This window comes from Thermoactinospora rubra (assembly GCF_002093975.1).
Lineage (GTDB): Bacteria > Actinomycetota > Actinomycetes > Streptosporangiales > Streptosporangiaceae > Nonomuraea > Nonomuraea rubra_A.
In genome coordinates this window covers 112,819-138,669 of the sequence record NZ_MSZZ01000023.1, presented here as the reverse complement: position 1 = coordinate 138,669, position 25,851 = coordinate 112,819, and the positions used below count along the sequence as shown (strand labels likewise).

Here is a 25,851-nt window from a genome sequence, read left to right as displayed (position 1 = left end):
CCGACGACGTCCGCGCGCGGCGGTGGGTTGGGTCCGGGTCTAGGCATCTCCCCTCGTGCCGCGAGAATGGCAATGGCTCAGGCCACGGGAGGCGGGGTTCAGCATAGCCATTGGATCATGGTGTTTCTGGGCCGACGATGAAAGACGATGATTATCCCGTTTACGCAGGCCGGGATGGGGAGCAGAGCAAGGCGAAAGGCTGGTCCATCACTCGCGTGAGCACGATTGTGGCTGATTTTTCACCAGAAAGCCGAAGATCCCTGCGCAATTTCTCGACATCGAGAGCCGAGCCGCGCTTCTTGATGGTGACATTTCCTATTTCGCGGTCGCGGAGCTCCTTGCGCAGGCGCTTGAGGTTGAAGGGGAACGCCCCGTGCACCTCGTACCTCACCGCCCACGGGGTGTCGACCGGCTCGTCGCCGCTGATGTAGGCGATCAGCGGATCGGCCAGCCGGCCGCCGACCAGGTCGGCCACCTCGGCGACCAGATGGGCGCGGATCGCGGCGCCGTCCGGCTCGTAGAGGTAGGCGCCCAGGGGACCGACGGCGGCGACGGCGCCGGTCGGGCTCAGCGTGTGGCCGCCGGGCAGGAGCGTGGCCAGACGGCCGGCTCCGCCGTACCCGAGGGCGCCGGTCCAGATCGTGGCCTCCTTGACCTCGCCCCGGTGGGAGACCCACTCGGCGGTGGCGCCGCCGGGGATGAGGTCGTACGGCAGGCCGGGCGCGACCTTGACGCACGCGGCGGGCGCCCGGCGCAGCAGGTCGACGACGACGGGCCAGGAGGGCGAGTACGCCAGGGGGTCGAAGGTCCGGCCGCGGCTCGTGCGGCGCGCGGGATCGGCGAACAGCAGGTCGAAGGCCGAGGGGTCGACGTCGGCGGCGTCGGCCACGCGGATGCGGACCCGCTCGCCCACGCCCAGCGCGTCGGCGTTGGCCCGGGCCACGGCGACGGTCAGCGGGTCGAGGTCCGCCGCGTCCACGACGCAGCCCGCGCGGGCGAGGGTGATCAGGTCGCCGCCGATGCCGCAGCAGACGTCGGCGACGCGCAGGCCGTCGAGGCCCGGCAGCAGGCTCGCGAGGCGGCGGACCCGGTGGGCGGCCACCTCGCCGTGGGTGGCCTGTTCGAGCCCGTGCGGGGTGAAGTACATGCGCGCCGCGTCGTCGCCGAACTTCACCTTGGCCCGCTCGCGCAGCGCCGCCTGGGTGAGGGCGGCGGAGGTGATGCTCGCGTCATAGGTACGGCGGAGCCTCGTGGCGGCGGCGACGGGATCGGCGCCCACCAGCTCGGCCGCCTCGGCGAGGGCCTTCTGCCCGCGCGGGGTCAGCAGGCCGAGGAACGCGTCGAGGTCCACATCTCACGACGGTAGTGCACGTCGCGGTCAGCGCAGCAGGTCGGCGAGGTCGAGGTTGACGGGGAAGGGGCGGTCGAGGGCGAGCTTGCCGCGGAAGATGCCGGTGCTGCCGTACTGGCCCCGGTGCGCTTCGAGCTCGAAGGTGTGGACGGCGGGCTTGCCGTGCTCCTCCTCGACGATCCAGAAGTGGGGGATTCCGGCTTGGGCGAAGATGTCCGGCTTCCGCTTCCAGTCGCGATGCTCCGACTCGGGGGAGACGACCTCGACGACGAGGCGAACCGCGGAGGGCGGGTAGCAGGTCACCCCGTCGTCGTCGGCCGCTGCGTCGATCACCAGGACATCGGGACAGGGCCGCTGCCTGGGGGCGATCTTGATGTCCATCTGTGTGGCGACGGCGAGGGAGTCCGGAGCCTGTGCGCGCAACAGGTAACGCAGGTTGGCGATGACACGTTCGTGGAACCGGCGCTGGGGGGACATGAGAATGAGTTCTCCGTCGACGAGTTCGACCCGCTTGAACAGATCCAGCTCACCGTTGGGCCCGTCCTGCGGCAGCAGATCGAGATCGTCGGCCGTCCACCCGCCCTCGGGGGGGTAGGGCCAGTTCGCGAGAACGTCTCGGGTGCGCTCCATCGTGGCTGTCACATCACTCACTGTAGCGTCGGCTGATCGCTTACGGTGTCCGTCGGACCACATTCTGTTCGATGGCACACCTTCTAGAGATGTTCCCCCATTCACGCCTCCGTGTCGCCGGGTGAGACCGGAAGTTTGCGGAGGATCGCCGTCGCCTGTTGTCCAGCCTGGCAGAAGGCTCGTACCTGCGCTGAGGCAGTTCGTGTTGACTGTCAAGCCCCTCTTGCATATGTTTCGTGTTGGCACTCTCCCCTTGAGAGTGCCAACATGCGACGAGGCAGGTCTGACACCCGCGACGGCAGGCCGCTGGTCGCCTCTTCTAGATCATTCAATCTGAAGGGGAGGTCCGATCGTGACGACCGCCACCAAGGTTCCCGTTAAGCCGCTCGGCGACCGCATCGTGGTCCAGCCGCTTGAGGCCGAGCAGACCACCGCTTCCGGCCTTGTCATCCCGGACACTGCCAAGGAGAAGCCGCAGGAGGGCAAGGTCCTGGCTGTCGGCCCCGGCAACTGGGACGAGGACGGCGACAAGCGGATTCCGCTCGACGTCAAGGAGGGCGACATCGTCCTCTACAGCAAGTACGGCGGCACCGAGGTCAAGTACGGCGGCGAGGAGTACCTCGTGCTCTCCGCCCGTGACGTTCTCGCGATCATCGAGAAGTAAGCCGGAAATGTCGAGCCCCGGGCGCTTGGTATGAGCGGCCGGGGCTTTCGACGCAGGAGAGGACTCATCAATGCCGAAGATTCTGGAGTTCGACGAGAACGCGCGGCGTGCGCTCGAGCGCGGCGTGAACGCGCTCGCGGACGCCGTGAAGGTGACCCTCGGCCCGCGCGGTCGCAACGTGGTCATCGACAAGAAGTTCGGTGCGCCGACGATCACCAACGACGGCGTCACCATCGCCCGCGAGATCGAGCTCGAGGGCCGCTACGAGAACCTCGGCGCCCAGCTCGCCAAGGAAGTGGCCACCAAGACCAACGACATCGCGGGTGACGGCACCACCACCGCCACCGTCCTGGCCCAGGCCATGGTCCGCGAGGGCCTGCGCAACGTCGCCGCCGGCGCCAACCCGCTGTCCCTCAAGCGGGGCATCGACCAGGCCGCCAAGGCCGTCAGCGAGAAGCTGCTGGCCAGCGCCCGCCAGGTGGAGGACAAGAAGGAGATCGCGAACGTCGCCACGATCTCCGCGCAGGACGCCAAGATCGGCGAGCTGATCGCCGAGGCGTTCGACAAGGTCGGCAAGGACGGCGTGCTGACCGTCGAGGAGTCCAACGCCATGGGCCTGGAGCTGGAGTTCACCGAGGGCCTCCAGTTCGACAAGGGCTACCTGTCGGCGTACTTCGTCACCGACCCCGACCGGATGGAGGCCGTCCTCGAGGACGCCTACGTCCTGCTCCACCAGGGCAAGATCTCCTCCATCGCGGACTTCCTGCCGCTGCTGGAGAAGGTCGCCCAGACCAAGAAGCCGCTGTTCGTGGTCGCCGAGGACGTCGAGGGCGAGGCCCTGGCCGTCCTGGTCACCAACAAGATCCGCGGCACCTTCACCTCCTGCGCCGTCAAGGCCCCCGGCTTCGGCGACCGCCGCAAGGCGATGCTGCAGGACATGGCCATCCTCACCGGCGGCACCGTCGTCAGCGAGGAGCTGGGCCTGAAGCTGGAGCACGTCGGCCTGGAGGTGCTGGGCCAGGCCCGGCGCGTGGTGGTCACCAAGGACACCGCGACGATCGTCGACGGCGCCGGCGACCCCAAGGCGATCGAGGACCGCGTCCGCGAGATCCGGCTGGCCATCGAGCAGACCGACTCCGACTGGGACCGCGAGAAGCTGCAGGAGCGGCTGGCCAAGCTCGCGGGCGGCGTGTGCGTGCTGCGCGTCGGCGCGGCCACCGAGGTGGAGCTGAAGGAGAAGAAGCACCGCCTGGAGGACGCGATCTCCGCGACCCGCGCCGCGATCGAGGAGGGCATCGTCTCCGGCGGTGGCTCCGCGCTGGTCCACATCGCCAAGGAGCTCGACGACCTCGGCCTGGCCGGCGACGAGGCGACCGGTGTCGGCATCGTGCGCCGCGCGCTGGTCGAGCCGGCCCGCTGGATCGCCGAGAACGCCGGCCTGGAGGGCTACGTCATCACCGCCAAGATGAGCGAGCTGCCCGTGGGCCACGGCCTCAACGCCGCGACCGGCGAGTACGGCGACCTGATCGCCCAGGGCGTCATCGACCCGGTCAAGGTCACCCGCTCGGCCGTGCAGAACGCCGCGTCCATCGCCGGCATGCTGCTCACGACCGAGGCCCTCGTGGTCGACAAGCCCGAGGAGGAGGCCCCGGCCGCCGGCGGCCACGGGCACGGTCACGGCCACGGCCACTGAGCACGGCCACCGGTTACGGACGCTGGGGCGTCCGTCGGCTTCACCGCGAAGGGCCCGTCCCGGCAGGGGCGGGCCCTTCCGTCGTCCGGGCCCCTTCCGTGGCCCGGGCCCTCCGCATGAAGGCTTCATCCTTGCGATCAGGATGGAAACTTCTTTCCCGCGTAAACCGGCCACGGCCGTAAAGCGTCTGCGCTCGTCACGGCCTCTGACGAATAACCCCCATTTCCGCATATCAACTGAAATATGAAGAAGTTTCGAAAGGCGAAGTGTCGTCGGCCGATTACTGCGGGTTATCTTCTCATCAATGTGACCAATCCGTAGCCGTTCGCTATGACGACAGGGCCGACCCTCGCGGGCATCATGCCTATCGTGAGCGAGGGAAGCGTCGCCGACGCCAAAATTGGGGTAAGGCTCGCGTCGAGACTTCCGGTACGAGCGGACGACTCTGAGCTTCGGGAACTGACCAGCCTGGCCGTCCAGGGAGACCCGGGGGCGATCGAGTCGCTGCTCGGGGAGCTCCGGCCGATGGTGGTGCGCTATTGCCGTGCCAGGCTCGGGCGGGTCGCCGGGCAGTACCACATAGCAGACGACGTGGCTCAGGAGGTCTGCATCGCGGTTCTGTCCGCGTTGCCGAGATATCGGGACATGGGTCGGCCCTTCGCGTCCTTCGTCTTCGGAATCGCCTCGCACAAGGTGGCCGACGCGCTGCGGAGTTCGGTGCGCTCCGCCGTACCGACCCAGGACCTTCCGGACGGGCCGGACGAGGGGCCGGGACCGGAAGAAACGGTCGTAAGGTACATAGAGGTCGAACACGCCCGAAGGTTGCTTTCCAAGCTTCCCGCCAATCAACGGGAATTGCTCCTGCTCCGGGTGGTGTCGGGACTGTCGGCCGAGGAAACCGGTAATGTGCTGGGCATGTCACCCGGTGCGGTTCGCGTGGCCCAGCATCGCGCGCTGGCCAGACTGCGGCAGATGGTGGAGCTGGAGTCGGCTTGACGCCGGAGGAGCCCGACCTTCAGGCCACCGACGAGTTGCTCACCGCCGTGTCACGAGGCGAGGTCGCCGGCGGCGATCCGGCGGTACGGCTGCTCGCCGCCCTCGTGGCCGACGTCACGGAGACCGCTCAGCGGCGCTCCTCGGTGTCGATGACGCCGTCGGCGTAGCCGCGCGCGTACTCCCAGCTCACGTAGTCGGCGGGGTCGGGGTGGAAGGCGGGCTCGTGCACCTGCGCCCGGCCGTTCTCGATCATCTGGCGCAGGTTGCCCCGCAGCAGCTCCCAGTCGAAGTAGTGCTGCTCGCCGCATTCGGGGCAGTCCAGGACCAGGCCCAGCACGCCCTGCGGTTCGAGCAGCGAGCGGAAGACCTCCACGTCGGCCAGGTCGGTGATCGCCTCGTCCCGCTCCTCCGGAGTCAGCGGCACGGGGTCGTCGATGTCGCCCATCGCCGAGGTGGGGTCGTCGGGATCGTCCGCGAAGGGGTCGCGGGGGTCGTCTTCCTGCACCTTTCCACGATAGTGACTGATGGGGACATGAGCGCCAGTCCGGGCCCGGCTCATCCCAGCCAGCCGCGGCGGGCCGCCTCCACCCCCGCGTGGAACCGCGACTGGGCCCCGAGCTCGGCCATCGCGTCGGCGAAGCGGGCGCGCACGGTCCGCACCGACACCCCCAGGTGCCGGGCGATCGACTCGTCGCACATGCCCTGCGCCGCGAGCCTGATGACCTGCATCATGCCGTCGCCCCTGCGTCCCCATGCCTGGGGTACGGCCCGGCCCCACAGCTCCTCGAACAGCGAGCGCAGCACGCCCACGACGATGTGCGCGCGCACCAGGTAGAAGTGGTAGGCCTGCTCGGGCAGGTTGCCGCCCCAGTACGCGGGCAGCCCGGCGGCGGCCTGGCCGGCGATGAGGAACCAGCTCGGCGGCCGCACCAGCGTGCGGACCTCGCCGCCGGTGTCGACCAGCCGCCTGAGCTGCTCGCGGACGCCCGGGAGGGGCAGCGTGCCGACCGGGACGATCATGCGGACCGTCAGCAGCCCGCGCTTCTGCATATCAAGCCAAGAATCCGCAAATTTTCGAACGAAGTCGGTCATGGTGCGCGCGTCGGGGATGACCGTGACGATCTCCATGGGCGGCGTCTGGACCGCCATGCCCACCACGCTCTCGTACAGCACGTCGGCCCCGCTGACCACCTCGACGGGGAACCGACCGTCCTGGTAGTCGCGCCCCGCGTCGTAGGCGCCGATCAGGTTGCGGATGGACCCCAGCGCCGAGTCGATCCTGCGGCTCTCCTCCGCCAGCCGGTCCAGCCGCTCGGCGATCAGCCGGCCGAGCGCCGCGGCGGGATGCCTGGCCAGGTACTCGCCCGACCGCTCGTCCACGATGCCCAGCCGTACCAGCTCGTCCATCTGGCGGCCGACCTTCTCCACCGGATCGTCCGTCGCGGCGGCCAGGTCGTGGACGGTCGCCTTGTGCAGCCGCAGCACCGCGGTGTACAGGGCGGTCTGCGTCGGCTCCAGGCCCAGCGTCTCCAGAGGATCCGGTGACATCGATGACATCGACTCGTTCGGCATCGCGGGCTCCGTCGGGGGAAGGGGCGCCGGAGCCGTGCGGGCGGCGGCGCCCAACGGGCGTGTCGCGAGGATAACCCGCCGTTCCGGCGCTGTCCGTGGGTTGCGAGGAATGATCGCGGTTGCGCGGGCGGGCCGATGCAACTTCGTGCAACTGCACCAAGTGCCATTGTCTTGTGTCCCGGAGTAACGCAGTCTTAACCCAGCGTCGGCATCGTCAACGCGGACGGGGCGTGGCCATCTGGACGCGGAGGGGGGTTCGATGGCAGCCCGCGCCCCGCGCGGATGCCGGTGGCTGGGGGATCGGCCGGATCACCGGCCGGCCGATCCCCCAGCGCGCATGTCGCCGTGAGGACGGCGGACCGGTTCGTGGGGGTCGCCGTCCTCCGGCCCCTCTCAGCGCTTTCCGATGCTTTCCCGGCGCCTCGTCCCGTGCCTGCTCGCCGGCTCCGGCCCATTCCGCGCCAGGCCCTAGACTGGGGAATCGCCGCAAGCGCGCTGGGGAGGGGTCCGCACCATGTCCAAGTTCACCGACACCGGTCTCACCTTCGACGACGTGCTCCTCGTGCCGGGCTATTCGGACATGCAACCCGGCGAGGCCGACACCACCTCGCGGCTGTCGCGCGGCATCACCCTCAACATCCCGCTGATCTCCGCGGCCATGGACACCGTGACCGAGGCCCGCATGGCGGTCGCGATGGCCCGCCAGGGCGGCATCGGCATCCTCCACCGCAACCTCTCCATCGAGGAGCAGGCCACCCAGGCGGACCTGGTCAAGCGCTCCGAGGCCGGGATGGTCACCAACCCGGTCACCTGCACCCCCGACGACTGCCTCGCCGACGTCGAGAAGCTGTGCGCCACCTACCGGATCTCCGGCGTGCCGGTCACCGACGCCGACGGCAGGCTGGTCGGCATCGTGACCAACCGCGACATGCGCTTCGAGACCGACCACTCCCGCCCGGTCCGCGAGGTCATGACCCCGATGCCGCTGGTGACCGCGCCGGTCGGGGTCTCCAACGACGAGGCGTTCGCCCTCCTGCGCAAGAACAAGATCGAGAAGCTTCCGCTCGTCGACGCCGAGGGCAGGCTGCGCGGCCTCATCACGGTCAAAGACTTCACCAAGAGCGAGCAGTACCCCCTGTCGACCAAGGACGCCGACGGCCGGCTCATGGTCGGCGCCGCCGTCGGCGTGGGCCCCGACGGCGAGGCGCGGGCCAAGGCGCTCGTCGAGGCCGGGGTCGACGTGATCGTGGTCGACGTGGCCCACGGCCACTCCAAGGGCCTGGCCGACATGATCGGCAAGATCAAGGCCAACAGCAGGGTCGAGGTCATCGGCGGCAACATCGCCACCCGCGCGGGCGCCCAGATGCTCGTCGAGGCGGGCGCCGACGCCGTGAAGGTGGGCGTGGGCCCCGGCTCCATCTGCACCACCCGTGTCGTCGCGGGCGTGGGCGCGCCGCAGCTCACCGCCATCTACGAGGCCTGGCAGGCCTGCCGCGAGGCGGACGTCCCGGTGATCGGCGACGGCGGCCTGCAATACTCCGGCGACATCGCCAAGGCCATCGCCGCGGGCGCCGACACCGTCATGCTGGGCTCGCTGCTGGCCGGCTGCGAGGAGTCGCCCGGGCAACTGCTGTTCATCAACGGCAAGCAGTTCAAGTCCTACCGCGGCATGGGCTCGCTCGGCGCGGTGCGCAACCGCGAGCGCGGCGGCTCCTCCTTCAGCAAAGACCGCTACGCCCAGGCCGAGAGCGGCGAGGACAAGTACATCCCCGAGGGCATCGAGGGCCAGGTGCCCTACCGCGGCCCGGTCGCCGCCGTCGTCCACCAGCTCGTCGGCGGCCTGCGCCAGGGCATGTGGTACACCGGCTGCCGCACCATCGCCGAGCTGCACGAGAAGGGGCAGCTGATGCCCATCACCTCGGCCGGCCTGAAGGAGAGCCACCCGCACGACATCCAGATGACGGTCGAGGCTCCGAACTACCACGGAAGGTAAGCCCAGATGACGCAGCAGGTGGAGATCGGCCGCGGCAAGACCGGCCGCCGCGCCTACGCGCTCGACGAGATCGGCCTGGTGCCCTCTCGCCGCACCCGCGACCCGGAAGAGGTCTCGATCACCTGGCAGATCGACGCCTACCGGTTCGAACTGCCCGTCGTCGTGGCGCCCATGGACAGCGTGGTGTCGCCGGCCACGGCCATCGCCATCGGCAAGCTCGGCGGCCTGGCCCCGCTCGACCTCGAGGGCCTGTGGACCCGCTACGAGGACCCGCTGCCGCTGCTGGAGGAGTGCTCCACCCTCGACGACGCCGCCGCCACCAGGCGGCTGCAGGAGATCTACCGCGAGCCGATCAAGGAGGAGCTGATCGGCCGGCGCATCGCCGAGATCCGCGCCTCCGGCGTGACCACCGCCGTACGGCTGTCGCCGCAGCGCACGGCCCAGTACCACAAGGCCGTCATCGACGCGGGCGTCGACATCTTCGTCATCCGCGGCACCACCGTCTCGGCCGAGCACGTCTCCGGCCGGGCCGAGCCGCTGAACCTCAAGCAGTTCATCTATGAGCTCGACGTGCCGGTCATCGTCGGCGGCTGCGCCACCTACACGGCGGCGCTGCACCTGATGCGCACGGGCGCGGCGGGCGTGCTGGTCGGCTTCGGCGGCGGCGCATCGCACACCACGCGCAACGTGCTGGGCGTAGCCGTGCCCATGGCGACCGCGATCTCCGACGTGGCCGCGGCCCGGCGCGACTACATGGACGAGTCGGGCGGGCGCTACGTCCACGTCATCGCCGACGGCGGCATGGGCACCTCCGGCGACATCGCCAAGGCCATCGCCTGCGGCGCCGACGCCGTCATGGTGGGCTCGCCGCTGGCCCGCGCCGTGGAGGCGCCCGGGCGGGGCTTCCACTGGGGGTCGGAGGCGCACCACCCCGAGCTGCCGCGCGGCAAGCGGGTGCACTTCGGCACCGTCGGCACCCTGGAGCAGATCCTGCACGGGCCGTCGTCGGCCGCCGACGGGTCGATGAATCTCATGGGGGCGCTCAAGCGCACGATGGCCTCGACGGGCTACTCCGACATCAAGGAGTTCCAGCGCGTCGAGGTGGTCGTGGCGCCGCCGCAGCGCTGACCTTTCCCGGCGTACGGCGGGCGGTCAGCGCCGGCGCAGGCGCAGGGCCAGCCAGGCCGCCCCGGCGATCGCCGCGGCGGCCAGCACGCCCAGCAGCGCGGCGTTCCCGGTGAGCTGCGAGGCGGCCGACACGGGGCGGGTGTCCGCCGGAGCATCCGTGCCGGGCGCCGCCGAGCCATGGGTGCCGGAGCCGGCCGGGACACTGCGGGTTGTCGCGGTGCCGGAGGAGCCCGAGGTGGCCGGAGTGCGGGAGGCCGATGGCGCCCGGGTGGCGCGCGGGGCCGGGGTCGGCGTGCCGAGGGCGGTGAGCAGCGCGCGGTCGACGGTCTCGCCGCTGCCCGGCAGGCCGTCGCCCTTCTTCAGCGGCCCCTTGCCCGCCCGCAGGGCCATGTTGCCCGAGCACAACGACGTGTGCAGCGCCACCCCCGGATCCACGGCGAACAGCCCCGACTCTCCGCGGGCGGCGAAGACGAGGTAGCGCCTGCCCTTCTGGAAGGCGTAACCGCAGGCCGCGCTGTCGGCGTTCGTCGCCACGTCGAAGCGCGCCTTGGCGGCTCCCTTGTAGATCTGGTCGGCCTCGAAGGTCACGACGATGGGCGGGCGCGGGCCGAGAGGATCGCCGGCGACCTGCCGTGTCGCCACCACCGTGCCGGTGAAGACGCTGGAGGCGTTGCCGACCGCTTCTCGCGCGGTCAGCTCGGCGCAGGAGCAGGCGCATGCCGTACCCGCCGGAACCAGGACAAGGCCGGCGGCCAGCGCCACGACGGCGAGCAGCCGCGCCGGGACAGTCATCCAAGCCACACCCTCCAGACGAAGGGGAGGTCCGGCTGGTTCAATGACGACTATGAGGGTTCCGCTGGCCAGGCACCTGCTGCGGGCGAGGGATCTGATGGACCGGTGCTACGCCGAGCCGCTGGACGTCGCGGCGCTGGCCCGCAGCGCGCGGGTGTCGCCCCAGCACTTCGCCCGGACCTTCAAGCACACCTTCGGCGAGACCCCGCACCGCTACCTGCTCACCCGGCGGCTGGAGCGGGCCAAGGCGCTGCTGCGCGAGGGCGAGCTGACCGTCACGCAGGTGTGTCATGAGGTGGGTTTCACCAGCGTGGGGTCGTTCAGCACGCAGTTCAAGCGCTTCGTGGGGGAGAGCCCGAGCGCCTACCGGGCCAGAGCGGTTCCGCCCGAGCTGGCGACGCTGCCGAGCTGCCTGGTGTCGATGTGGACGAGGCCCACAGGATGAGTGTTTTGGACCCAAAGAATGGGCGTTTTGGACCCAAAGAGTTGAGCGTTTTGGACCCAAAGAGTGGAGCGTTTTGGAGAAGCGATAGGCCACCGCCCCTTCCTACGGTGGTCGGACACGGAGGGAAAGTCATGATCACGGCTCTGGGCCTGGTGTGCGTCTGGGTGTTCGACCATGATGTGGCCCTCGACTTCTACGTCGGCAAGCTGGGGTTCAAGACCGCCGCCGACATGGAGGCCGAAGGGCAGCGGTGGGTGCTGGTCAGCCCGCCGGAGCAGCCCGAGCTCAGCGTCATGCTCGCGGTGCCCGCGCCGCCGGTCATGGACGAGGCGACGGCCGAGATCGTGCGCTCCCTGGTCGCCAAGGGCGGGTGGGGCACCGGCGCGCTGTTCACCGACGACTGCCGGGCCACCTACGAGGAGCTCAGGGCCAAGAGCGTGGAGTTCGTCGAGGCGCCGCACGAGCGCTTCTACGGCGTCGACGCCGCCTTCCGTGATCCGTTCGGCAACCACTGGCGGCTGACGCAGCCGCTGAGGAGGGGACCATGAGGAAGATCGCGGCAGGGCTGTTCATCACGCTCGACGGCGTCGTGGAGAACCCGGGGGCGTGGCAGCAGCCGTACTTCAGCCCCGACGCGGCGCAGGAGATGGCCGAGTCGATGGCCCAGCAGGCCGGCATGCTGCTCGGGCGGCGCACCTACGAGGAGTTCGCGGCCTCCTGGCCGCACTCCGACCTGCCCAACGCCGCCCACATGAACTCCGTGCGCAAGTACGTGGTGTCCACGACGCTCGAGAAGGCCGACTGGCAGAACTCCACGCTCGTCGCGCCCGACCAGATCGGCCAGCTGAGGGAGGAGGGGTTGATCCAGGTCGTGGGCAGCCCCACCCTCGTGCGGTGGATGCTGCGCAACGACCTGGTGGACGAGCTGGGCCTGATCGTGTGCCCGGTCACTGTCGGCGCCGGGCGCCGGCTGTTCGAGGGGGACGAGTTCGCGTTCGCCCTGGAGGAGGCCAAGCCGTACGCCTCGGGAGCGGTGCGGCTGACCTACCGGCGGGCGAACCAGGTGACCTGAGCGCCGTTGCTGAAGGTCCTGGTGGCGGTCGGGGTGAAGGGGGTGGGCTGGAAGTCGCCGTCGAAGGCCCGGGTGCCGTTCGCGGCGACGACCGGGTAGCTCTTGACGACCAGCTCGTCGATCTCGGGCAGCAGCGCGGCGGCCAGCCTGCCGCCGCCGGCCAGCCAGACGTCCATGCCGTCCTGCCGCTTGAGCTCGCGCACGAGGCCGAGCGGGTCGTCCTTGACGAACTCCACGGCGGGGTCGTCGATCCCGGTGAGGGTGCGCGACACGACGTACTGCTTCACGTGGGCGTAGGGGCTGGTCACGTTGATGGCCAGACCGGGCTCGTAGGTGCCGCGGCCCATCACCAGCGTGTCGAAGTGCCGGTTGGGCGCGTCCGCCAGGCCGAGGTGCGGGCGGACGTGGGTGGGCAGGGTCTCCGGGTACTCCTCGCCGATCCACGCGAGCATGTCGTCGGGCAGCGGGAAGAACGAGATGTCGTGGCCGGGGCCGGCGATGTAGCCGTCGATGGAGACGCCGACGTAGTACACAAGCTTTCGCATACCGTTTTCCACTTCGCTAGTAGTACTCTGTCTGTAGTGGTTATGACCGTAGTACTACAGATGGAGTGGTGTCAAGTGCGGAGGAATCCGGAACGGCGGCGCGCGCTGCTCGACGCGGCCATCGAGGTGCTGGCCAGGGAGGGAGCGCGCGGGCTAACGTTCCGCGCCGTCGACGCCGAGGCGGCGGTGCCCCCCGGCACGGCGTCCAACTACTTCGCCAACCGCGACGACCTGCTCACCCAGGTCGGCTATCGCTTCTACGAGCGCCTGGAGCCGGACGCGGCCACGATGGCCAGGCTCGCCGAGGGCCCGAAGACCCGCGAGGCGGTCAAGGGCCTGCTGAGGGAGACCGTCGACCGCGTCACGGCCTTCCGCACCGGCTACCTCGCGTTGCTGGAGCTGCGGCTGGAGGCCACCCGGCGGCCGGAACTGCAGAAGATCCTGACCGAGCGGGTGCGCGCCGACGTCTCCTTCAACATCACGAACCACCTCAAGTCCGGCATGCCCGGCGACGAGACCTCGGTCCTGCTGCTCTACCTGGCCCTGAACTGGCTCATCGTGGAACGGCTGACGCTGCCCGACGTGCTCACCGAGGAGCAGGCGGCCGCCCTCGTGGAGGCCGCCGTGGACCGCTTCCTGTGAGTTCCTGTGAGTCCCTGCGAGTTCCTGTGAGAACGGCTCAGCCGGCGGGGGCGGGGCCGACGGAGGAGCGGACGATGAGGCGCGAGCGCAGCGTGTGCATCTCCCGGCGGGGCTCGGCGCCTTCGAGCACGTCGAGCAGCACGCGGGCGGCCGTCGCCCCCAGCTCGTGCACCGGCTGCTCGATCATCGTCAGCGGCGGCTCCATGACCGCCGCCCAGGCGCTGTCGTCGAAACCGATGATCGAGACGTCGCGGGGATACGACAGCCCCGCGGCGCGGATCGCGCGCAGGGCGCCGATGACGGCCTCCGCCTCCGTGCAGAACACCGCCGTGATGCGGTCGGGCAGGGCGAGCATGCGCGCGACCTCCTGGGCCGCGTGGCGCTCGCTCTTCTCGCCGACCATGACCAGCTCGGGGTCGAACGGGATGCGCGCGTCGTCCAGCGCGTCGAGGTAGCCGCGCAGGCGCTCGCCGTCGGTCCACAGGTTCCGCGACGTGCGGGCCAGCAGGCCCCGGCGGGTCGCGGGCTGCTCGGCGGCGGGCGGCCCCCACACGAAGCCGATGCGCCGGTGGCCCGCCTCGACGAGCGTCTCGACGGCCTCGCGGGCCGCGTCGCGGTTGTCGATGACCACGGTGTCGAGGTCGAGCGCCGCCACGGCCCGGTCGACCAGGACGACGGGCACGCCCCGGTCGATGGCGGCCCTGATGTGCGCGACCTCGCCCCTGTCCACCGCGGCCGAGGAGATGATCATGCCGTCGACGCGCTTGTCGATGAGCACGTCGGTGGCCGCCACCTCCTCCTCCAGCGCCTCGTAGGTGCTCAGCACCAGCGTGTCGAAGCCGCGGGCGCGCGAGGTGTCGGAGATGCCGCGCATGACGCCGGCGAAGAACGGGTTGCCGATGTCCGCGACGATCACCCCGATGGTGTGGGTGACGCCGGTGGACATGCTGCGCGCCAGGGCGTTGGTCCGGTAGCCGAGCTTCCGGGCCGCCGCCAGCACGCGCTCGCGCAGCTCGGGGCTGACGTAGCCGTAGCCGCCGAGAGTGCGGGCGGCGGTCGCCCTGCCGACCCCCGCCTCGGCCGCCACCTCGGAGATCGTCGGCCGTCCGGCCGAGCCGCGGTCGGTGGCTCCCCGTCCCGGACCCTGGCCCCGCTCAGCAGGCATGGAGCGTGTCCCTCATTTCTCGCGTGCGCCGGCTGGCCTCATGCTACGGCCTGCGGCTCGGCCGGCCTGCCGTGTCCGAAGGCGCCCTCGACGAAGCACTGGTCGTGCGCCGCGCCGGCGCCCGCCCGCAGCGCCCGCGAGAGCATGGCCTCATCCGGTACGGCACGCGCGCTCCACCCGTCACGCAGCAACGAGACGGCGAAGCCCGCGAGGAAGGCGTCACCGCACCCCATGGTGTCCACAAGGCCGCGCCCGACCGGCCGGGCGGGCGTGGCGGCGGTGACGGCGCCGTCGGTGGCGATCGCCCCCTCGACGCCGCGCGTCGCCAACGCGAGCCGGGCGCCCCGCCGTACCGCGTCGGCCAGCAGGGCGCGGGTCGCCGCCTCGTCCAGGTGCGAGCAGGAGAGCAGGACGAGATCGGCGTGCGGGCACACGAGGTCGAGGTAGCCGGGCGTCCGGTAGTCCTCCTCGCTGGACAGGTCGAAGCTCACCAGCGTGGGCAGCGCCGCCAGCTTGGGCAGCTCGCTCTCGCTGCGGGAGTACACGCTCGAATGGACCAGGGAGAAGCCGGCGACGTAGTCCAGCAGCGAGTCGTCCAGCACGAGCGGCTCCCGCACCGTGACGCCCCCGCCGTTCCAGCCGAGGAAGATCCGCTCGCCGTCGTCGACCCGCAGCGTGGACACCCCGGTCTCGCCGGAGCGCACCACGCACCGGTCGACGGCGACGCCCTGCGCCGCGATCGCCTCCCGCAGGAAGGCGCCGAGCGGGTCGGACCCGAAGACGCCCAGGTAGGCGGCCTCCAGGCCGAGGCGCCTGGCGTAGACGGCGACGTTGACGCTGTTGCCGCCGGGGTAGTCCACGCCCCGGTCGACGAAGCGGTCGACGATGTTGTCGCCGAAGCCGAGAACCCTCATCGAATGCCTCCGAGGAAACCCCCGTCTTCAGGCGGGGGAGGAACCGGGCTCCTGCGGAGCAGGGCAGGGACAGGCGATTCGCCGTCAGGCGAACCGCCGTCTCCCGAAGCAGGAGGCCTCTTAACTGATCGCGCGGTAGAATGTGAGGCGTGGCGCAGATCGTGAAGCGGGCCTACAAGTACCGCTTCTACCCGACCCCGGAGCAGGCCGAAGAGCTTGCCCGGACCTTCGGTTGCGTCCGCTACGTCTACAACAAGGCACTGGAGGATCGCACCCGCGCCTACACGCTGGAAGGGCGCCGTGTCTCCTACGTGGAGTCCTCCGCAGCGCTCACCCGATGGAAGAAGACGCCGGAGTTGGCGTTCCTGGCCGAGGTGTCGTCCGTGCCACTCCAGCAGGCGCTGCGGCACCTGCAGGCGGCCTTCGCGAACTTCTTTGCCCGCCGCGCCAAGTACCCCACCTTCAAGTCTCGCAAGAAGTCGCGGGCGTCGGCGGAGTACACCCGCTCGGCGTTCCGCTGGCGCGAGGGCCGGCTCACGCTGGCGAAGATGGAGGCGCCGCTGGCCATCGTGTGGTCGCGGCCCCTGCCGGAGGGGGCCGAGCCGTCCACCGTGACGGTGTCCCGTGACGCGGCGGGGCGCTGGTTCGTCTCCCTCCTGGTGGAGGAGAAGATCGCCCTGCTGCCGCCGGCCCGGCAGGCGGTGGGGGTGGATGCGGGCATCACAGCCTTGGCCACGCTCTCGACCGGCGAGAAGATCGTCAACCCGCGCCATGAGCGTCGCGATCGGCGCGCGTTGGCCAAGGCGCAGCGGGCGCTGGCCCGCACGGCCAAGGGGTCGAACAACCGGGCCAAGGCCCGGATGCGGGTGGCCCACATCTACGCCCGGATCGCCGACCGGCGGCGCGACCACTTGCACAAGGTCACCACACGGCTTGTTCGCGAGAACCAAGTGATCGCCGTGGAAAACCTCACCGTGCGCACCATGGTCAAGAACGGCCGCCTGGCCCGCGCCATCTCGGATGTGAGCTGGCGGGAACTCCGTTCGATGCTGGAGTACAAGGCGGCCTGGTACGGCCGCACCCTGGTGGCGGTGGACCGCTGGTTCCCCTCCTCCAAGCTGTGCTCGGCCTGCGGGACGCTGCAGAAGGCGATGCCGCTGAACATCCGCACCTGGACGTGCGCCTGCGGCGCGTTCCACGATCGGGACGTCAACGCCGCGAAGAACCTGCTCGCCGCCGGGCTGGCGGAGAGTTGAAACGCCTGTGGAGCTGGCGTAAGACCTCAACGGGAGTCCTCTCGGACGGGGCGACCGGCGGTGAAGCAGGAAGGCCGACCGGCGACGGTTGGAATCCCCTCCCTTCAGGGAGGGGAGGAAGTCAAGCCCGTCAGTAGTCCATGACGCGGTAGTAGCGCCGCAGCTCCAGCGAGTGGCCGCGGACCCGCTCCAGGTGCTTGCTGACGCGGCCCATCACGGTGTCGAGGACGAGCGGCGCGAGCAGCCCGCGGAACTCGGGGCTGACGCCCTCCAGCGGATAGTCGCGCGTGTCGAACACGGTCACGTCGCGCGAGATGCGCTTGGCGAAGGCCTCGGCGCGGTCGGTGAGCGGGCGCGTCTCGTCCTCGCCCTGGAAGACCAGCACGCTGGTGTCGGGCTCCAGCAGCTCCAGCGAGCCGTGGAAGAACTCGGCGCTGTGCACGCGGGTGGTGCGCAGCCACTGCATCTCCTCCAGGATGCACATGCTGTACAGGTAGGTGAATCCCCACAGGTTGCCGCCGCCGACGAGGAAGTAGTAGTCGGTCTCCTTGTGCGCCTCGGCGAAGGCCGCGGCCATCGGCTCGGCCTGCCTGGCGACCTCGAGGAGGACCTGCGGGATGCCGGCCAGCTCGTCGGCGAGCTTGCCGTAGCCGGCGAACTCGCCGCGGCGCTCCAGCAGGCGGCCCATGAGGTAGAGCATCTGGACGTCGAAGGGCCAGGTCTTGGGCTCGGTCAGGAACGCCTCGTCCACGAGCCGGGCGACGGGCGAGTCGGCCTGGCCGGTGAAGCCGACCGTGTGGGCGCCGGCGGCCTTGCAGTACTCGATGGCCCGGATGCTGTCGTCGGTGGTGCCGGAGACCGAGGTGAAGACCGCCGCGGTCCTCCCGCCGGACGACAGCGCCCGGTCGCCGGAGACCACCAGCTCGGCGGCGATGGCGGCGCGCACGTCGAGTCCGGACAGCCGCCGGGCGAGGTGCTCGTACGGCCACATCTGGGCGTAGGTGCCGCCCGCGCCGACCAGGAGGAGGGCGTCGAGCCCGTCGTCCGCCAGGCGGTCGGCGAGCGCCTCGATGTGCGGGCGCAGGGCGACCGCGCTCGCGGTCTGGGCGAGGAATTCGGGCTCGTTGAAGCCGAGCATCGTCGCGTCCTTTCTCAAGCAACCGGACTGATACCGGTATCACACGGGGATCACGCTGACACAGGAACGCCAAACCGTCAAGCAAAAGGGAAAACAACAATCTTGGAAATGAGTCTGGTACCGGTATCAGATCCGCTGTACAGTCACCCAGCAACGAGGCCGCGAGAAAGGAAGCCCCCATGCGCACTCGCGCGTTGATCGCGCTGGCCGGATGCTCGGCGCTGCTGGCCGCCGGCTGTGCGGGCGGTGCCGGCGGCACGGCGAGCGGACCCGCCGCCGACGTCGCCGCCAAGCCGGAGTTCTCCGGCACGCTGAGCATCCTCACCAAGTTCGCCGGCGAGCCGCTGGAGTCCTACTTCGCGGACCTGGCCGCCAAGTACCGGCAGCGGCACCCGGGCGTGCAGGTCGAGCTGATCCAGGAGACCGACCAGAGCATCAAGGACAAGACCAAGACGCTCACCGCCTCCAACGCCCTGCCCGACATCTACTTCACCTGGACCGGCAACTGGGCGGAGAACTTCGTCCGCGGCGGGCGCGCCGCCGACCTGACCAAGGTCATCGGCCCGGACACCGAGTGGGGCAGGACCTTCGGCCGCGGCTCGCTGGAGGCCTTCGCCTACGACGGCAAGTACTACGGCATCCCGCTGTACAACAACGGCAAGTTCATGGGCTACAGCAAGGCGGCCTTCGCCAAGGCCGGGGTCGAGGTGCCCAAGAGCTTCGAGGAACTGCTCGCGAGCTGCGCCAAGCTGCGCCAGGCCGGCTATGAGCCGATCGCCTTCGGCAACAAGGACGGCTGGCCCGCCCTGCACTACCTGCAGCAGCTGTTCGCCTACCACGTGCCGAAGGACACGCTGGAGGCCGACTTCCACCCCGCGACGGCTAAGCTTGACCACCCCGGCTACGTGGCGGCGCTCAAGCAGTTCAAGACCCTGGTCGACCAGTGCACCGACACCAAGGCGGGCACCAACGGCGTGCTGTACACCTCGGCGCAGGAGGCCTTCTCCGGCGGCAAGGCCGCGATGTACTACCAGGAGGTCCTGGAGTTCGACACCACGGTCGGGGACAAGGCGCTCGACCCCGGCGACTTCGGCATCTTCCCGCTGCCGGTGCCGCAGGGCGCGGCGGGCGACCCCGAGGCGCTGGAGGGCGCGCCGGAGGGCTACCTGATCAACGCCAGGTCGCCGCGTGCCGCGCTGGCGATCGACTTCATGAAGTCGCCACCACGCTGGAGAACGCCAAGACGCTGTCGGCTCCGCCGTACGGGCAGCCGAGCACGGTCGTCGGCGCCGTCACCGAGCAGACCTCCAGCAAGGCGGTCTACGAGGGGATCGAGCGGGTCAACCGGGCCCCGCGGCTGGTGGTCTGGCTCGACACCGTCACCGTGCCCGAGGTGGCCGACGCCTGGCTCGCGGGCGGCGAGGCGCTGATCACCGGGGCCAGGACGGCCGAGCAGGTGCTGGAGAGCGTGCGCCAGGCCTCCTCGGCGGCCAAGTAGGAGCCATGCGCACGGTCCTCCGCAGGTCGCTCGGGCTGGCGTGGGTGCTGCCCGCCCTCGTGCTCGTCGGCGTCTTCGTCTACCTGCCGCTGGCGCAGAACTTCGGCTTCAGCACGCTGGAGTGGGACATCTACAGCGGCGCCCAGCAGTACGTGGGGCTCGACAACTACCGCAAGCTGGTCGACGACCCGGTCTTCTGGGGCTCGTTCGGCAACAACGTGCTGTACGCGGTGCTCTCGATCGTCTTCCAGGTCTTCGGCGCGCTGCTGCTGGCCGTGCTGATCGAGAGCGTCCGCGGCGAGCGGTGGCGGCGGGCGCTGCGGGCGGTCTACTTCGTCCCGTCGGCGATCTCGCTGACCGTGGCGGGCCTGCTGTTCTACTTCGTCTACGAGCCGAACCTGGGCCTGCTCAACAACGCGCTGGAGGCGGCCGGGCTGGGCGGGCTCGCCCAGCCCTGGCTCGGCCAGGAGAGCACGGCCATGCACGCCGTGATCGCGATGAGCCAGTGGCAGGGCTTCGGCTACTCCACGCTGCTGTTCGCGGTGGCGATCCAGCGCATCCCCGGCGAGATCTACGGCGCCGCGGCCATCGACGGGGCCGGGCCGGTGCGCCGCCTCATCCACGTGACGATCCCGCTGGTGCGCGAGATGACCGGGCTGATGACCGTGGTCACGATCTCGGGCGCGTTCCAGGTGTTCAACGAGGTCATGGTGATGACCAGCGGCGGGCCGGACAACTCCACGCAGGTGCTCGGCACGTGGCTGTACCGCAGCGGGTTCGTCCGCAACGACTTCGGCTACGCCGCCGCCATCGCCACGGTGATCTTCGTGGTCACGCTCGCCCTCGCGCTGGCCCAGCTGTGGGTGGCGCGCCGCAGAAAGGTGGACTGGTGACCCGCGTGGGCTTCCTCGGCGCGATAGCGCGCGTGTTCATGTGGGCGTTCCTGCTCGCGCTGGTCGTGGTGGTGGTCTATCCGCTGCTGTGGATGGTGCTCAACGGCTTCAAGTCCAACGCCGAGCTGTTCGGCGACCCGTTCGCGCTGCCGGTGGACTGGAGCCTCGACAGCTACCGCAAGGCGTGGAACCGGGGGGTGAGCGACTACCTCACCACCAGCGTGCTGGTCACGGTGACCTCCACCGTGGCCACCGTGCTCGTCAGCGCGTGGGCCGCCTACGGGCTGACCCGGGTGGCGATCCCGCTCAACAAGACCATCACCGGCCTGATCCTCGGCGGGCTCATGCTCGCCCCGACCGTGGCGCTGGTGCCGCTGGTGAAGATGTTCCAGGCGATGGGGCTCTACAACAGCTTCTGGGCGCTGCTGATCCTCTACACCGCCTTCCGCGTGCCGTTCACGACCTTCCTCATCCGCGCCTACATGATCGACCTGCCGCGCGAGGTGGACGAGGCGGCCGAGGTGGACGGCGCGGGCCGGTGGACCGCGTTCTGGCGGATCATCCTGCCCATGTGCAAGCCGATCATCATCTCGACGGTCATGCTGCACGTGCTGTTCGCGTGGAACGAGTACCTGTTCGCGATGGTGTTCACCAGCGGCTCGGGCGTGCAGACGCTGCCGGTCGGGCTGATGAGCCTGATGAGCAAGCACGGCACCGACTTCTCGGTGGTGTTCGCGGGCATGGTCATCGCCGCCGCGCCGGTCGTGCTGCTGTTCTTCCTCGGCCAGCGCTACATCGTCAAGGGACTCGCGGACGGGATCGGAAAGTGAACCTCGAGCAGATCACCGGGTCGAACTTCGCCTACCAGCACCACAGCCTGGAGCGCTTCCTCGACGACGCCGCGGCGCTGGGCCGTACCCGCCTGGAGCTGTGGGGCGTCGCGCCGCACTTCCACATCCCGCGGGTGAGCGACGCCGAGGCCCGGGCCGTACGGCGCGCCGCCGCGGCACGCGGGCTCGCCGTCGCGTGCCTGACGCCCGAGCAGGTGGCCTACCCGGTCAACGTCGCCTCCCCGGCGACGTGGCTGCGCGCCGCCGGCATCGCGATGTTCCGCCGGGCCGCCGAGCTGTGCGCGGAGCTCGAAGCCGGGCTGCTCCTGCTGACGCCCGGGCGCGGCGCGGAGGACGAGCCGGTGGAGGCCGCGTGGCGGCGCTCGGTGGACGCGATCGGGGAGATCGCCGCCTACGCGGCCCGCCTGGGCGTCTCGTGCGTGCTCGAACCGCTCCAGCGGGTGGAGTCCAACCTCGTCAACGACGTGCGCACGCTGGCCAGGATGATTGGCGAGGTGGGCGTGCCGACCCTGGGCGCGGTGCTCGACACGGTCGGCATGGCCACGGCGGGGGACACCGTGGCCGGCTACTTCGACGTGCTCGGCGACCGGGTGCGGCACGTGCACCTCATCGACGGGCGGCCCGCCGGGCACCTGGCGTGGGGCGACGGCGAGCTGCCGCTGGCGGGCTACCTGGCCGAGTTCCGGCGCAGGGACTACCGCGGGCTGGTGACGTTCGAGCTGTTCGGAGACGGCTCCTACGCGCTGGACCCGCGCCCGGCCGTCGAGCGCTGCCTGGCCGCCGTCCGCGCTGCGGGTCTCAGCTGAGCACCTCCAGCAGGTGGGCGACCTCGCGGGCGACGGCGTCCCTGCCGGAGGCGACGTACTTGCGCGGGTCCACGACCTTCTCGTCGCGGGCCAGGTGGTCGCGCACCGCGCCGGTGAAGGCCTTGTTGAGGTGCGTGGCGATGTTGATCTTCTTCATGCCCCGCCGTACGGCCTGCCGGAGGGTCTCGTCGGGCACGCCGGAGGAGCCGTGCAGGACCAGCGGCACCGGGACGGCCCGGTGCAGGTCGGCGATCAGCTCCAGGTCGAGCACGGCCTCCTTGGTCGTCATCGCGTGGGAGGTGCCCACGGCCACGGCCAGCGCGTCCACGCCCGTGCGGGCCACGTAGTCCACGGCCTCGTGCGGCTTGGTGCGGGCGCCCGGCGCGTGCACCCCGTCCTTGCCGCCGACCTCGCCCAGCTCGGCCTCCACCCACACGCCGCGCTCGTGGCACCAGGCGGCCACCTCGGCCGTCGAGGCGACGTTGTCGGCGTCGGGCAGGGCGGAGGCGTCGTACATCACCGAGCCGATGCCCAGCGCCACGGCCTCCTCAACGAGCGAGCGCTCGGTGGCGTGGTCCAGGTGGACCGCCACGGGCACCTCGGCCCGCCGCGCGACCGCCATGGCGGCCAGTGCGATCGGCTCCAGCGCGCCGTGGTAGCGCACGCAGTTCTCGCTGATCTGCAGGATGACGGGCCGGCCCGCCCGCTGCGCGCCCGCCACGATGGCGGTGGCGTGTTCGAGCAGGATCACGTTGAACGCGCCCACCCCGCCCGGGCTGCTCGCGACGATCTCACCGGTTCCGACGAGGGGCATGGGCGATCTCCTTACTCGATCACGATCTTGGGAAGGACCTCGGCGTAGACGCCGCGGTCGAAGTCGCCGGCGACAGGGGCGGCCACCGCGGCGGCGCCCAGGGCCGCGGCCCGCCGCAGGGTGTCCGGCCACGCCGTCCCCTCCGCCAGCCCCAGCGCCAGCCCGGCGACCAGGGCGTCGCCCGCGCCGGTCGGGTTGCCCTCGATCCGGTACGGCAGGCGGACGCGGAAGGCGCCCTCACCGGTCGCGGCGAACAGGCCCTCCTCGCCCAGCGAGACCACCACCGACGCCGCGCCGAGCGCGCGCAGCGCCTCGGCCCCGGCCGCGAGCGAGGACAGCCGCCTGTCGCCGGGCAGGTCCACCGCCCTGGCGAGCTCCTCGGCGTTGGGCTTGACGACGCAGGGCGAGCCGGGGGCGGCGTGCCTGAGGGCGGCCCCGTCGGCGTCCACGATGACCCGCGCGCCGCGCTCGCTGGCCCGCGCCGTGAGCGTGGCGTAGAAGTCCTCCGGCACCCCGGGAGGCAGGCTCCCCGACAGCACGACCACGTCGGCGTCGCGGGCCGGCCCGTCGAAGGCGCGCAGGAACTCGTCGATCTCCGACGCCGTCACGGCCGGTCCCGGCTCGTTGAGGAGGGTGGTGCGGGAGCCCTCCGCGACGACCAGCGTGGAGCGGGAGTCGGCGGCGATCGGCGCCATGGCCTCCGGCAGGCCGGAGGCGGCCAGGTCGGCGCGGATCGCCTGGCCGGTGGGGCCGCCGGCGAAGCCGTGGACCAGGACCTCCTGGCCCAGCGCGGCCAGCACGCGGGCGACGTTGACGCCCTTGCCGCCCGCGCGCCGGTGGACCGACCGCACGCGGTTCACGCCGCCCCACTGGACGCCGGGCACCTCGTAGGTGACGTCGAGGGCGGCGTTGAGCGTCACGGTGAGGATCACGCGGGCTCCCGTACCCAGACGCCGCCCTTCATGACGGCGGCGACCTCCAGCTCGTCGGTCAGCACGACGAGGTCGGCGCGCTTGCCGACGGCGATGGAGCCGATCTCGCCGTCCAGCCCCAGCACGCGGGCGGGGGTGAGCGAGGCGGTCTCGGCCGCCTCGGGCAGCGACAGGCCGACCTCCTGGACGGTGCGGCGGAAGGCGACGTCCATGGTGAGCGTGCTGCCGGCGATCGACCCGCCCTCCACCAGCCGCGCGACCCCGCCGGAGACCTCGACCTCCATCGAGCCGAGCATGTAGGAGCCGTCGCCCAGCCCGGTGGCGGCCATGGCGTCGGTGATCAGCGCGGTGCGGGAGCGGCCCGCGACGGCGTAGGCCAGGCGCAGCATCGCGGGATGCACGTGGACGCCGTCGTTGATGAGCTCGACGGTCACCCGGGGGTCCTCCAGCAGCGCGGCGACCGGGCCGGGCGCGCGGTGGCCGAGCGGGGGCATGGCGTTGTAGAGGTGGGTGGCCACGGTGGCACCCGCGTCGATGCCCTCGCGGGTCTGGTCGTAGGTGGCGTCGCTGTGGCCGAGTGCGACCACCACGCCGCCGGCGACGGCCGCGCGGATGACGTCCAGGGCGCCGGGCAGCTCGGCGGCGATGGTGAGCATGCGCACGTGACCGTGACCGGCCTTCACCAACCGGTCGACCTCCTCGACCGAGGGGTCGCGCAGCAGCGCCGGGTTGTGCGCGCCGCAGCGGGCCCTGGCGATGTAGGGGCCCTCGAAGTGGATGCCCGCCAGCAGCCCGTCCTGGCACAGCTCGGCCAGCGCCTCCGTGGCCGCGGTCAGCTCCTCCAGCGAGCCGGTGACCAGGCTGGCCACCATCGCCGTGGTGCCGTGCCGTTCGTGCAGCGCGACGGCCCGCCGCGCGGCGTCCTGGTCGCCGGAGGGGAAGGAGCTGCCCGCGCCGCCGTGGTTGTGGATGTCCACGAATCCCGGCACGACGTGCCGTCCGCCCAGGCTGTGACCGGGGCCGGGGGCTGCTCCGCGGCCGATGTGCGTGATCCGGCCGTCCTCGATGGTCAGCCAGCCCTCGTGAACGCCGTCCGGGGTGACGATGCGGGCGTCCGACAGTGTGAGACTCATGGAGAAAGAATCACAGATCGCGTGAGGTGGAGGGGCTCGTCGGGGTCGAGCCCGCGGGCGAAGGCGCGCGCCACGGCCACCCGCTGGACGCGGACGAGCTCGGCCATGGGGTCCAGGCACGACTCCACGAACGTCCCTCCCGTGGCCTCGACCTGCTCACGAAGCCCGCCGGGCGCGGCGCCCAGCATCCAGGTGACGCGGCCGGGGCCGGCAATGCTGATGGGGCCGTGGCGGTACTCCATGGCCGGGTAGGCCTCGGTCCACGACCGCGACGCCTCGCGCATCTTCAGCGCGGCCTCCTGCGCCAGGCCGGCCGTCCAGCCGGTGCCCAGGAAGGTGTACTGCTCGGCCGCGACCAGCTGCTCGGGCAGCTCCTCGGCGAGCGCCGCCTCGGCGTCGGCGACGGCCTGGGCCAGGTCCTCGCCCAGGCCGGCGCGCAGCATCGCGAGCTGCGTGGTGGCGAAGCGGGTCTGGACCACCGACTTCTCGTCGGCGTAGTCGAGCACGACGACCTGGTCGGCCAGCGTCATGATCGGCGTCTCGGGGTCGGCGGTGATCGCCGTTGTGCGCGCCGAGACCCCGCGCAGCAGGTCGAGCACCTCCGTCGTGGTGCCCGAGCGGCTGAGCGCCACGACCCGGTCGTAGGAGCGCGTGGCGAGCGGCGCCTCGGAGGCGGCGAAGGCGTCGGTCTCGCCCTGCCCGGCGCGTTCCCGCAGCACCGCGTACGCCTGGGCGACGAACCACGAGGTCCCGCAGCCGATCACGGCGACCCGCTCTCCTGGCTGGGGCAGCGCGTGGAGGGGCGGGTCGGCCGCGGCCCGGCGCCAGCAGTCGGGCTGGGACGCGATCTCGGCTTCGGTGTGCGTAGTCATGCAGCTTTTATATCAAAAATGAACAGTATTGGGCAGAGGGAGTTTCGCTAGGCTTG

General features: G+C 70.9%; 27 protein-coding genes and 1 pseudogene. 15 read left to right on the top strand and 13 right to left on the bottom strand.

Going from position 1 to position 25,851, the window contains the following annotated elements; translation table 11 throughout:
* Window positions 1-160: 160 nt before the first annotated feature.
* Together BSB02_RS23235 and BSB02_RS23230 are read right to left on the bottom strand one after the other, a co-directional pair.
* Window positions 161-1,351: a class I SAM-dependent methyltransferase gene (locus BSB02_RS23235; RefSeq protein WP_084961785.1), complete on the bottom strand. Its 1,191-nt coding sequence runs from the start codon at window positions 1,349-1,351 to the stop codon at window positions 161-163.
* A 27-nt stretch (window positions 1,352-1,378) separates the two neighbouring features.
* Window positions 1,379-1,993, bottom strand: coding sequence for a Uma2 family endonuclease (locus BSB02_RS23230; RefSeq protein WP_240506605.1), 615 nt, complete (start codon window positions 1,991-1,993; stop codon window positions 1,379-1,381).
* A gap of 340 nt (window positions 1,994-2,333) precedes the next feature.
* On the opposite strand from BSB02_RS23230, the gene groES reads away from it, so the two are divergent.
* The 4 genes from groES to BSB02_RS40695 all read left to right on the top strand — a co-directional run bounded on the left by groES (window position 2,334) and on the right by BSB02_RS40695 (window position 5,501).
* A complete protein-coding gene (gene groES / locus BSB02_RS23225; RefSeq protein ID WP_012887898.1) occupies window positions 2,334-2,645 on the top strand; it encodes a co-chaperone GroES in 312 nt (103 codons plus the stop codon).
* A gap of 70 nt (window positions 2,646-2,715) precedes the next feature.
* A complete protein-coding gene (gene groL / locus BSB02_RS23220) occupies window positions 2,716-4,338 on the top strand; it encodes a chaperonin GroEL (protein ID WP_084961780.1) in 1,623 nt (540 codons plus the stop codon).
* Between the two features lie 360 nt (window positions 4,339-4,698).
* The gene (locus tag BSB02_RS23215) at window positions 4,699-5,334 is read left to right on the top strand and encodes a sigma-70 family RNA polymerase sigma factor (RefSeq protein WP_143591039.1); all 636 of its coding nucleotides are present in this window, start codon (window positions 4,699-4,701) and stop codon (window positions 5,332-5,334) included.
* Complete coding sequence (locus BSB02_RS40695; RefSeq protein ID WP_158088708.1) at window positions 5,331-5,501, top strand: hypothetical protein; 171 nt, start codon at window positions 5,331-5,333, stop codon at window positions 5,499-5,501. The genes BSB02_RS23215 and BSB02_RS40695 overlap by 4 nt, the downstream gene beginning before the upstream one ends.
* Here the strand turns inward: BSB02_RS40695 and BSB02_RS23210 are convergent.
* A complete protein-coding gene (locus BSB02_RS23210) occupies window positions 5,462-5,839 on the bottom strand; it encodes a DUF5319 family protein (protein WP_084961778.1) in 378 nt (125 codons plus the stop codon). The genes BSB02_RS40695 and BSB02_RS23210 overlap by 40 nt on opposite strands.
* A gap of 50 nt (window positions 5,840-5,889) precedes the next feature.
* Window positions 5,890-6,882 carry a helix-turn-helix transcriptional regulator gene (locus BSB02_RS23205; RefSeq protein ID WP_240506604.1) on the bottom strand — a complete coding sequence of 331 codons (993 nt, stop codon included), beginning with the start codon at window positions 6,880-6,882 and terminating at the stop codon, window positions 5,890-5,892.
* 538 nt (window positions 6,883-7,420) lie between these two features.
* Here BSB02_RS23205 and guaB point away from each other — a divergent pair.
* Window positions 7,421-8,899 (top strand): IMP dehydrogenase, encoded by a 1,479-nt coding sequence (guaB, locus tag BSB02_RS23200; RefSeq protein WP_084961774.1) that lies wholly within the window; start codon window positions 7,421-7,423, stop codon window positions 8,897-8,899.
* Window positions 8,900-8,905: 6 nt separating this feature from the next.
* Window positions 8,906-10,027, top strand: coding sequence for a GuaB3 family IMP dehydrogenase-related protein (locus BSB02_RS23195; protein WP_240506603.1), 1,122 nt, complete (start codon window positions 8,906-8,908; stop codon window positions 10,025-10,027).
* Between the two features lie 24 nt (window positions 10,028-10,051).
* Here the strand turns inward: BSB02_RS23195 and BSB02_RS23190 are convergent, their stop codons facing one another.
* The gene (locus BSB02_RS23190; RefSeq protein WP_084961772.1) at window positions 10,052-10,819 is read right to left on the bottom strand and encodes a hypothetical protein; all 768 of its coding nucleotides are present in this window, start codon (window positions 10,817-10,819) and stop codon (window positions 10,052-10,054) included.
* A 52-nt stretch (window positions 10,820-10,871) separates the two neighbouring features.
* On the opposite strand from BSB02_RS23190, the gene BSB02_RS23185 reads away from it, so the two are divergent.
* From BSB02_RS23185 to BSB02_RS23175, 3 genes are all read left to right on the top strand, one after another.
* Window positions 10,872-11,264, top strand: a complete 393-nt coding sequence (locus BSB02_RS23185) for a helix-turn-helix domain-containing protein (RefSeq protein ID WP_240506602.1) — start codon at window positions 10,872-10,874, stop codon at window positions 11,262-11,264.
* Window positions 11,265-11,395: 131 nt separating this feature from the next.
* Window positions 11,396-11,812 (top strand): VOC family protein, encoded by a 417-nt coding sequence (locus BSB02_RS23180; RefSeq protein ID WP_084961768.1) that lies wholly within the window; start codon window positions 11,396-11,398, stop codon window positions 11,810-11,812.
* A complete protein-coding gene (locus BSB02_RS23175; RefSeq protein ID WP_084961766.1) occupies window positions 11,809-12,336 on the top strand; it encodes a dihydrofolate reductase family protein in 528 nt (175 codons plus the stop codon). The genes BSB02_RS23180 and BSB02_RS23175 overlap by 4 nt, the downstream gene beginning before the upstream one ends.
* Here BSB02_RS23175 and BSB02_RS23170 read toward each other — a convergent pair.
* On the bottom strand, window positions 12,309-12,881 hold the full coding sequence (locus BSB02_RS23170; protein WP_084961764.1) for a dihydrofolate reductase family protein: 573 nt from the start codon (window positions 12,879-12,881) through the stop codon (window positions 12,309-12,311). The genes BSB02_RS23175 and BSB02_RS23170 overlap by 28 nt on opposite strands.
* A 75-nt stretch (window positions 12,882-12,956) precedes the next feature.
* Here BSB02_RS23170 and BSB02_RS23165 point away from each other — a divergent pair, with 75 nt between their 5' ends.
* Window positions 12,957-13,523, top strand: coding sequence for a TetR/AcrR family transcriptional regulator (locus BSB02_RS23165; RefSeq protein WP_206184844.1), 567 nt, complete (start codon window positions 12,957-12,959; stop codon window positions 13,521-13,523).
* Between the two features lie 37 nt (window positions 13,524-13,560).
* On the opposite strand, the gene BSB02_RS23160 is transcribed toward BSB02_RS23165, so the two are convergent.
* Window positions 13,561-14,688 (bottom strand): LacI family DNA-binding transcriptional regulator, encoded by a 1,128-nt coding sequence (locus BSB02_RS23160; RefSeq protein ID WP_084961760.1) that lies wholly within the window; start codon window positions 14,686-14,688, stop codon window positions 13,561-13,563.
* A gap of 38 nt (window positions 14,689-14,726) precedes the next feature.
* Complete coding sequence (locus BSB02_RS23155) at window positions 14,727-15,602, bottom strand: PfkB family carbohydrate kinase (RefSeq protein WP_084961758.1); 876 nt, start codon at window positions 15,600-15,602, stop codon at window positions 14,727-14,729.
* 149 nt (window positions 15,603-15,751) lie between these two features.
* Here BSB02_RS23155 and BSB02_RS23150 point away from each other — a divergent pair.
* Window positions 15,752-17,002, top strand: a pseudogene (locus BSB02_RS23150) (RNA-guided endonuclease InsQ/TnpB family protein).
* Here BSB02_RS23150 and BSB02_RS23145 read toward each other — a convergent pair.
* The gene (locus BSB02_RS23145; protein WP_084961754.1) at window positions 16,989-17,996 is read right to left on the bottom strand and encodes an SIS domain-containing protein; all 1,008 of its coding nucleotides are present in this window, start codon (window positions 17,994-17,996) and stop codon (window positions 16,989-16,991) included. The pseudogene BSB02_RS23150 and the gene BSB02_RS23145 overlap by 14 nt on opposite strands.
* 179 nt (window positions 17,997-18,175) lie before the next feature.
* On the opposite strand from BSB02_RS23145, the gene BSB02_RS23140 reads away from it, so the two are divergent.
* From BSB02_RS23140 to BSB02_RS23125, 4 genes are all read left to right on the top strand, one after another.
* Entirely contained in the window at window positions 18,176-19,426 is a 1,251-nt protein-coding gene (locus tag BSB02_RS23140; protein WP_206184843.1) for an ABC transporter substrate-binding protein, read from the top strand.
* A 73-nt stretch (window positions 19,427-19,499) separates the two neighbouring features.
* Window positions 19,500-20,387, top strand: a complete 888-nt coding sequence (locus tag BSB02_RS23135) for a carbohydrate ABC transporter permease (protein ID WP_084961752.1) — start codon at window positions 19,500-19,502, stop codon at window positions 20,385-20,387.
* Window positions 20,384-21,217, top strand: a complete 834-nt coding sequence (locus BSB02_RS23130; RefSeq protein ID WP_240506601.1) for a carbohydrate ABC transporter permease — start codon at window positions 20,384-20,386, stop codon at window positions 21,215-21,217. The genes BSB02_RS23135 and BSB02_RS23130 overlap by 4 nt, the downstream gene beginning before the upstream one ends.
* Window positions 21,214-22,044, top strand: a complete 831-nt coding sequence (locus BSB02_RS23125; protein ID WP_143591037.1) for a sugar phosphate isomerase/epimerase family protein — start codon at window positions 21,214-21,216, stop codon at window positions 22,042-22,044. Before BSB02_RS23130 ends, BSB02_RS23125 begins: the two co-directional genes overlap by 4 nt.
* On the opposite strand, the gene BSB02_RS23120 is transcribed toward BSB02_RS23125, so the two are convergent.
* Genes BSB02_RS23120 through BSB02_RS23105 form a run of 4 tightly spaced genes read right to left on the bottom strand, consistent with a single transcriptional unit; the run spans window position 22,037 to window position 25,795 of the window.
* A complete protein-coding gene (locus BSB02_RS23120; protein ID WP_084961750.1) occupies window positions 22,037-22,858 on the bottom strand; it encodes a class II fructose-bisphosphate aldolase in 822 nt (273 codons plus the stop codon). The genes BSB02_RS23125 and BSB02_RS23120 overlap by 8 nt on opposite strands.
* An 11-nt stretch (window positions 22,859-22,869) precedes the next feature.
* Entirely contained in the window at window positions 22,870-23,790 is a 921-nt protein-coding gene (locus tag BSB02_RS23115; protein ID WP_084961748.1) for a 1-phosphofructokinase family hexose kinase, read from the bottom strand.
* Window positions 23,787-24,923 (bottom strand): N-acetylglucosamine-6-phosphate deacetylase, encoded by a 1,137-nt coding sequence (gene nagA / locus BSB02_RS23110; RefSeq protein WP_084961746.1) that lies wholly within the window; start codon window positions 24,921-24,923, stop codon window positions 23,787-23,789. The genes BSB02_RS23115 and nagA overlap by 4 nt, the downstream gene beginning before the upstream one ends.
* Window positions 24,920-25,795, bottom strand: a complete 876-nt coding sequence (locus BSB02_RS23105; protein WP_084961744.1) for an SIS domain-containing protein — start codon at window positions 25,793-25,795, stop codon at window positions 24,920-24,922. The genes nagA and BSB02_RS23105 overlap by 4 nt, the downstream gene beginning before the upstream one ends.
* Window positions 25,796-25,851 lie beyond the last annotated feature (56 nt).

Coding starts and splice junctions, on each gene's coding strand:
- groL (WP_084961780.1), top strand. CDS start 2,716: ATGCCGAAGATTCTGGAGTTCGACGAGAACGCGCGGCGTGCGCTCGAG.
- BSB02_RS23215 (WP_143591039.1), top strand. CDS start 4,699: ATGCCTATCGTGAGCGAGGGAAGCGTCGCCGACGCCAAAATTGGGGTA.
- BSB02_RS23205 (WP_240506604.1), bottom strand. CDS start 6,882: ATGTCACCGGATCCTCTGGAGACGCTGGGCCTGGAGCCGACGCAGACC.
- guaB (WP_084961774.1), top strand. CDS start 7,421: ATGTCCAAGTTCACCGACACCGGTCTCACCTTCGACGACGTGCTCCTC.
- BSB02_RS23195 (WP_240506603.1), top strand. CDS start 8,906: ATGACGCAGCAGGTGGAGATCGGCCGCGGCAAGACCGGCCGCCGCGCC.
- BSB02_RS23190 (WP_084961772.1), bottom strand. CDS start 10,819: ATGACTGTCCCGGCGCGGCTGCTCGCCGTCGTGGCGCTGGCCGCCGGC.
- BSB02_RS23185 (WP_240506602.1), top strand. CDS start 10,872: ATGAGGGTTCCGCTGGCCAGGCACCTGCTGCGGGCGAGGGATCTGATG.
- BSB02_RS23180 (WP_084961768.1), top strand. CDS start 11,396: ATGATCACGGCTCTGGGCCTGGTGTGCGTCTGGGTGTTCGACCATGAT.
- BSB02_RS23175 (WP_084961766.1), top strand. CDS start 11,809: ATGAGGAAGATCGCGGCAGGGCTGTTCATCACGCTCGACGGCGTCGTG.
- BSB02_RS23170 (WP_084961764.1), bottom strand. CDS start 12,881: ATGCGAAAGCTTGTGTACTACGTCGGCGTCTCCATCGACGGCTACATC.
- BSB02_RS23160 (WP_084961760.1), bottom strand. CDS start 14,688: ATGCCTGCTGAGCGGGGCCAGGGTCCGGGACGGGGAGCCACCGACCGC.
- BSB02_RS23155 (WP_084961758.1), bottom strand. CDS start 15,602: ATGAGGGTTCTCGGCTTCGGCGACAACATCGTCGACCGCTTCGTCGAC.
- BSB02_RS23145 (WP_084961754.1), bottom strand. CDS start 17,996: ATGCTCGGCTTCAACGAGCCCGAATTCCTCGCCCAGACCGCGAGCGCG.
- BSB02_RS23140 (WP_206184843.1), top strand. CDS start 18,176: ATGCGCACTCGCGCGTTGATCGCGCTGGCCGGATGCTCGGCGCTGCTG.
- BSB02_RS23135 (WP_084961752.1), top strand. CDS start 19,500: ATGCGCACGGTCCTCCGCAGGTCGCTCGGGCTGGCGTGGGTGCTGCCC.
- BSB02_RS23120 (WP_084961750.1), bottom strand. CDS start 22,858: ATGCCCCTCGTCGGAACCGGTGAGATCGTCGCGAGCAGCCCGGGCGGG.
- nagA (WP_084961746.1), bottom strand. CDS start 24,923: ATGAGTCTCACACTGTCGGACGCCCGCATCGTCACCCCGGACGGCGTT.
- BSB02_RS23105 (WP_084961744.1), bottom strand. CDS start 25,795: ATGACTACGCACACCGAAGCCGAGATCGCGTCCCAGCCCGACTGCTGG.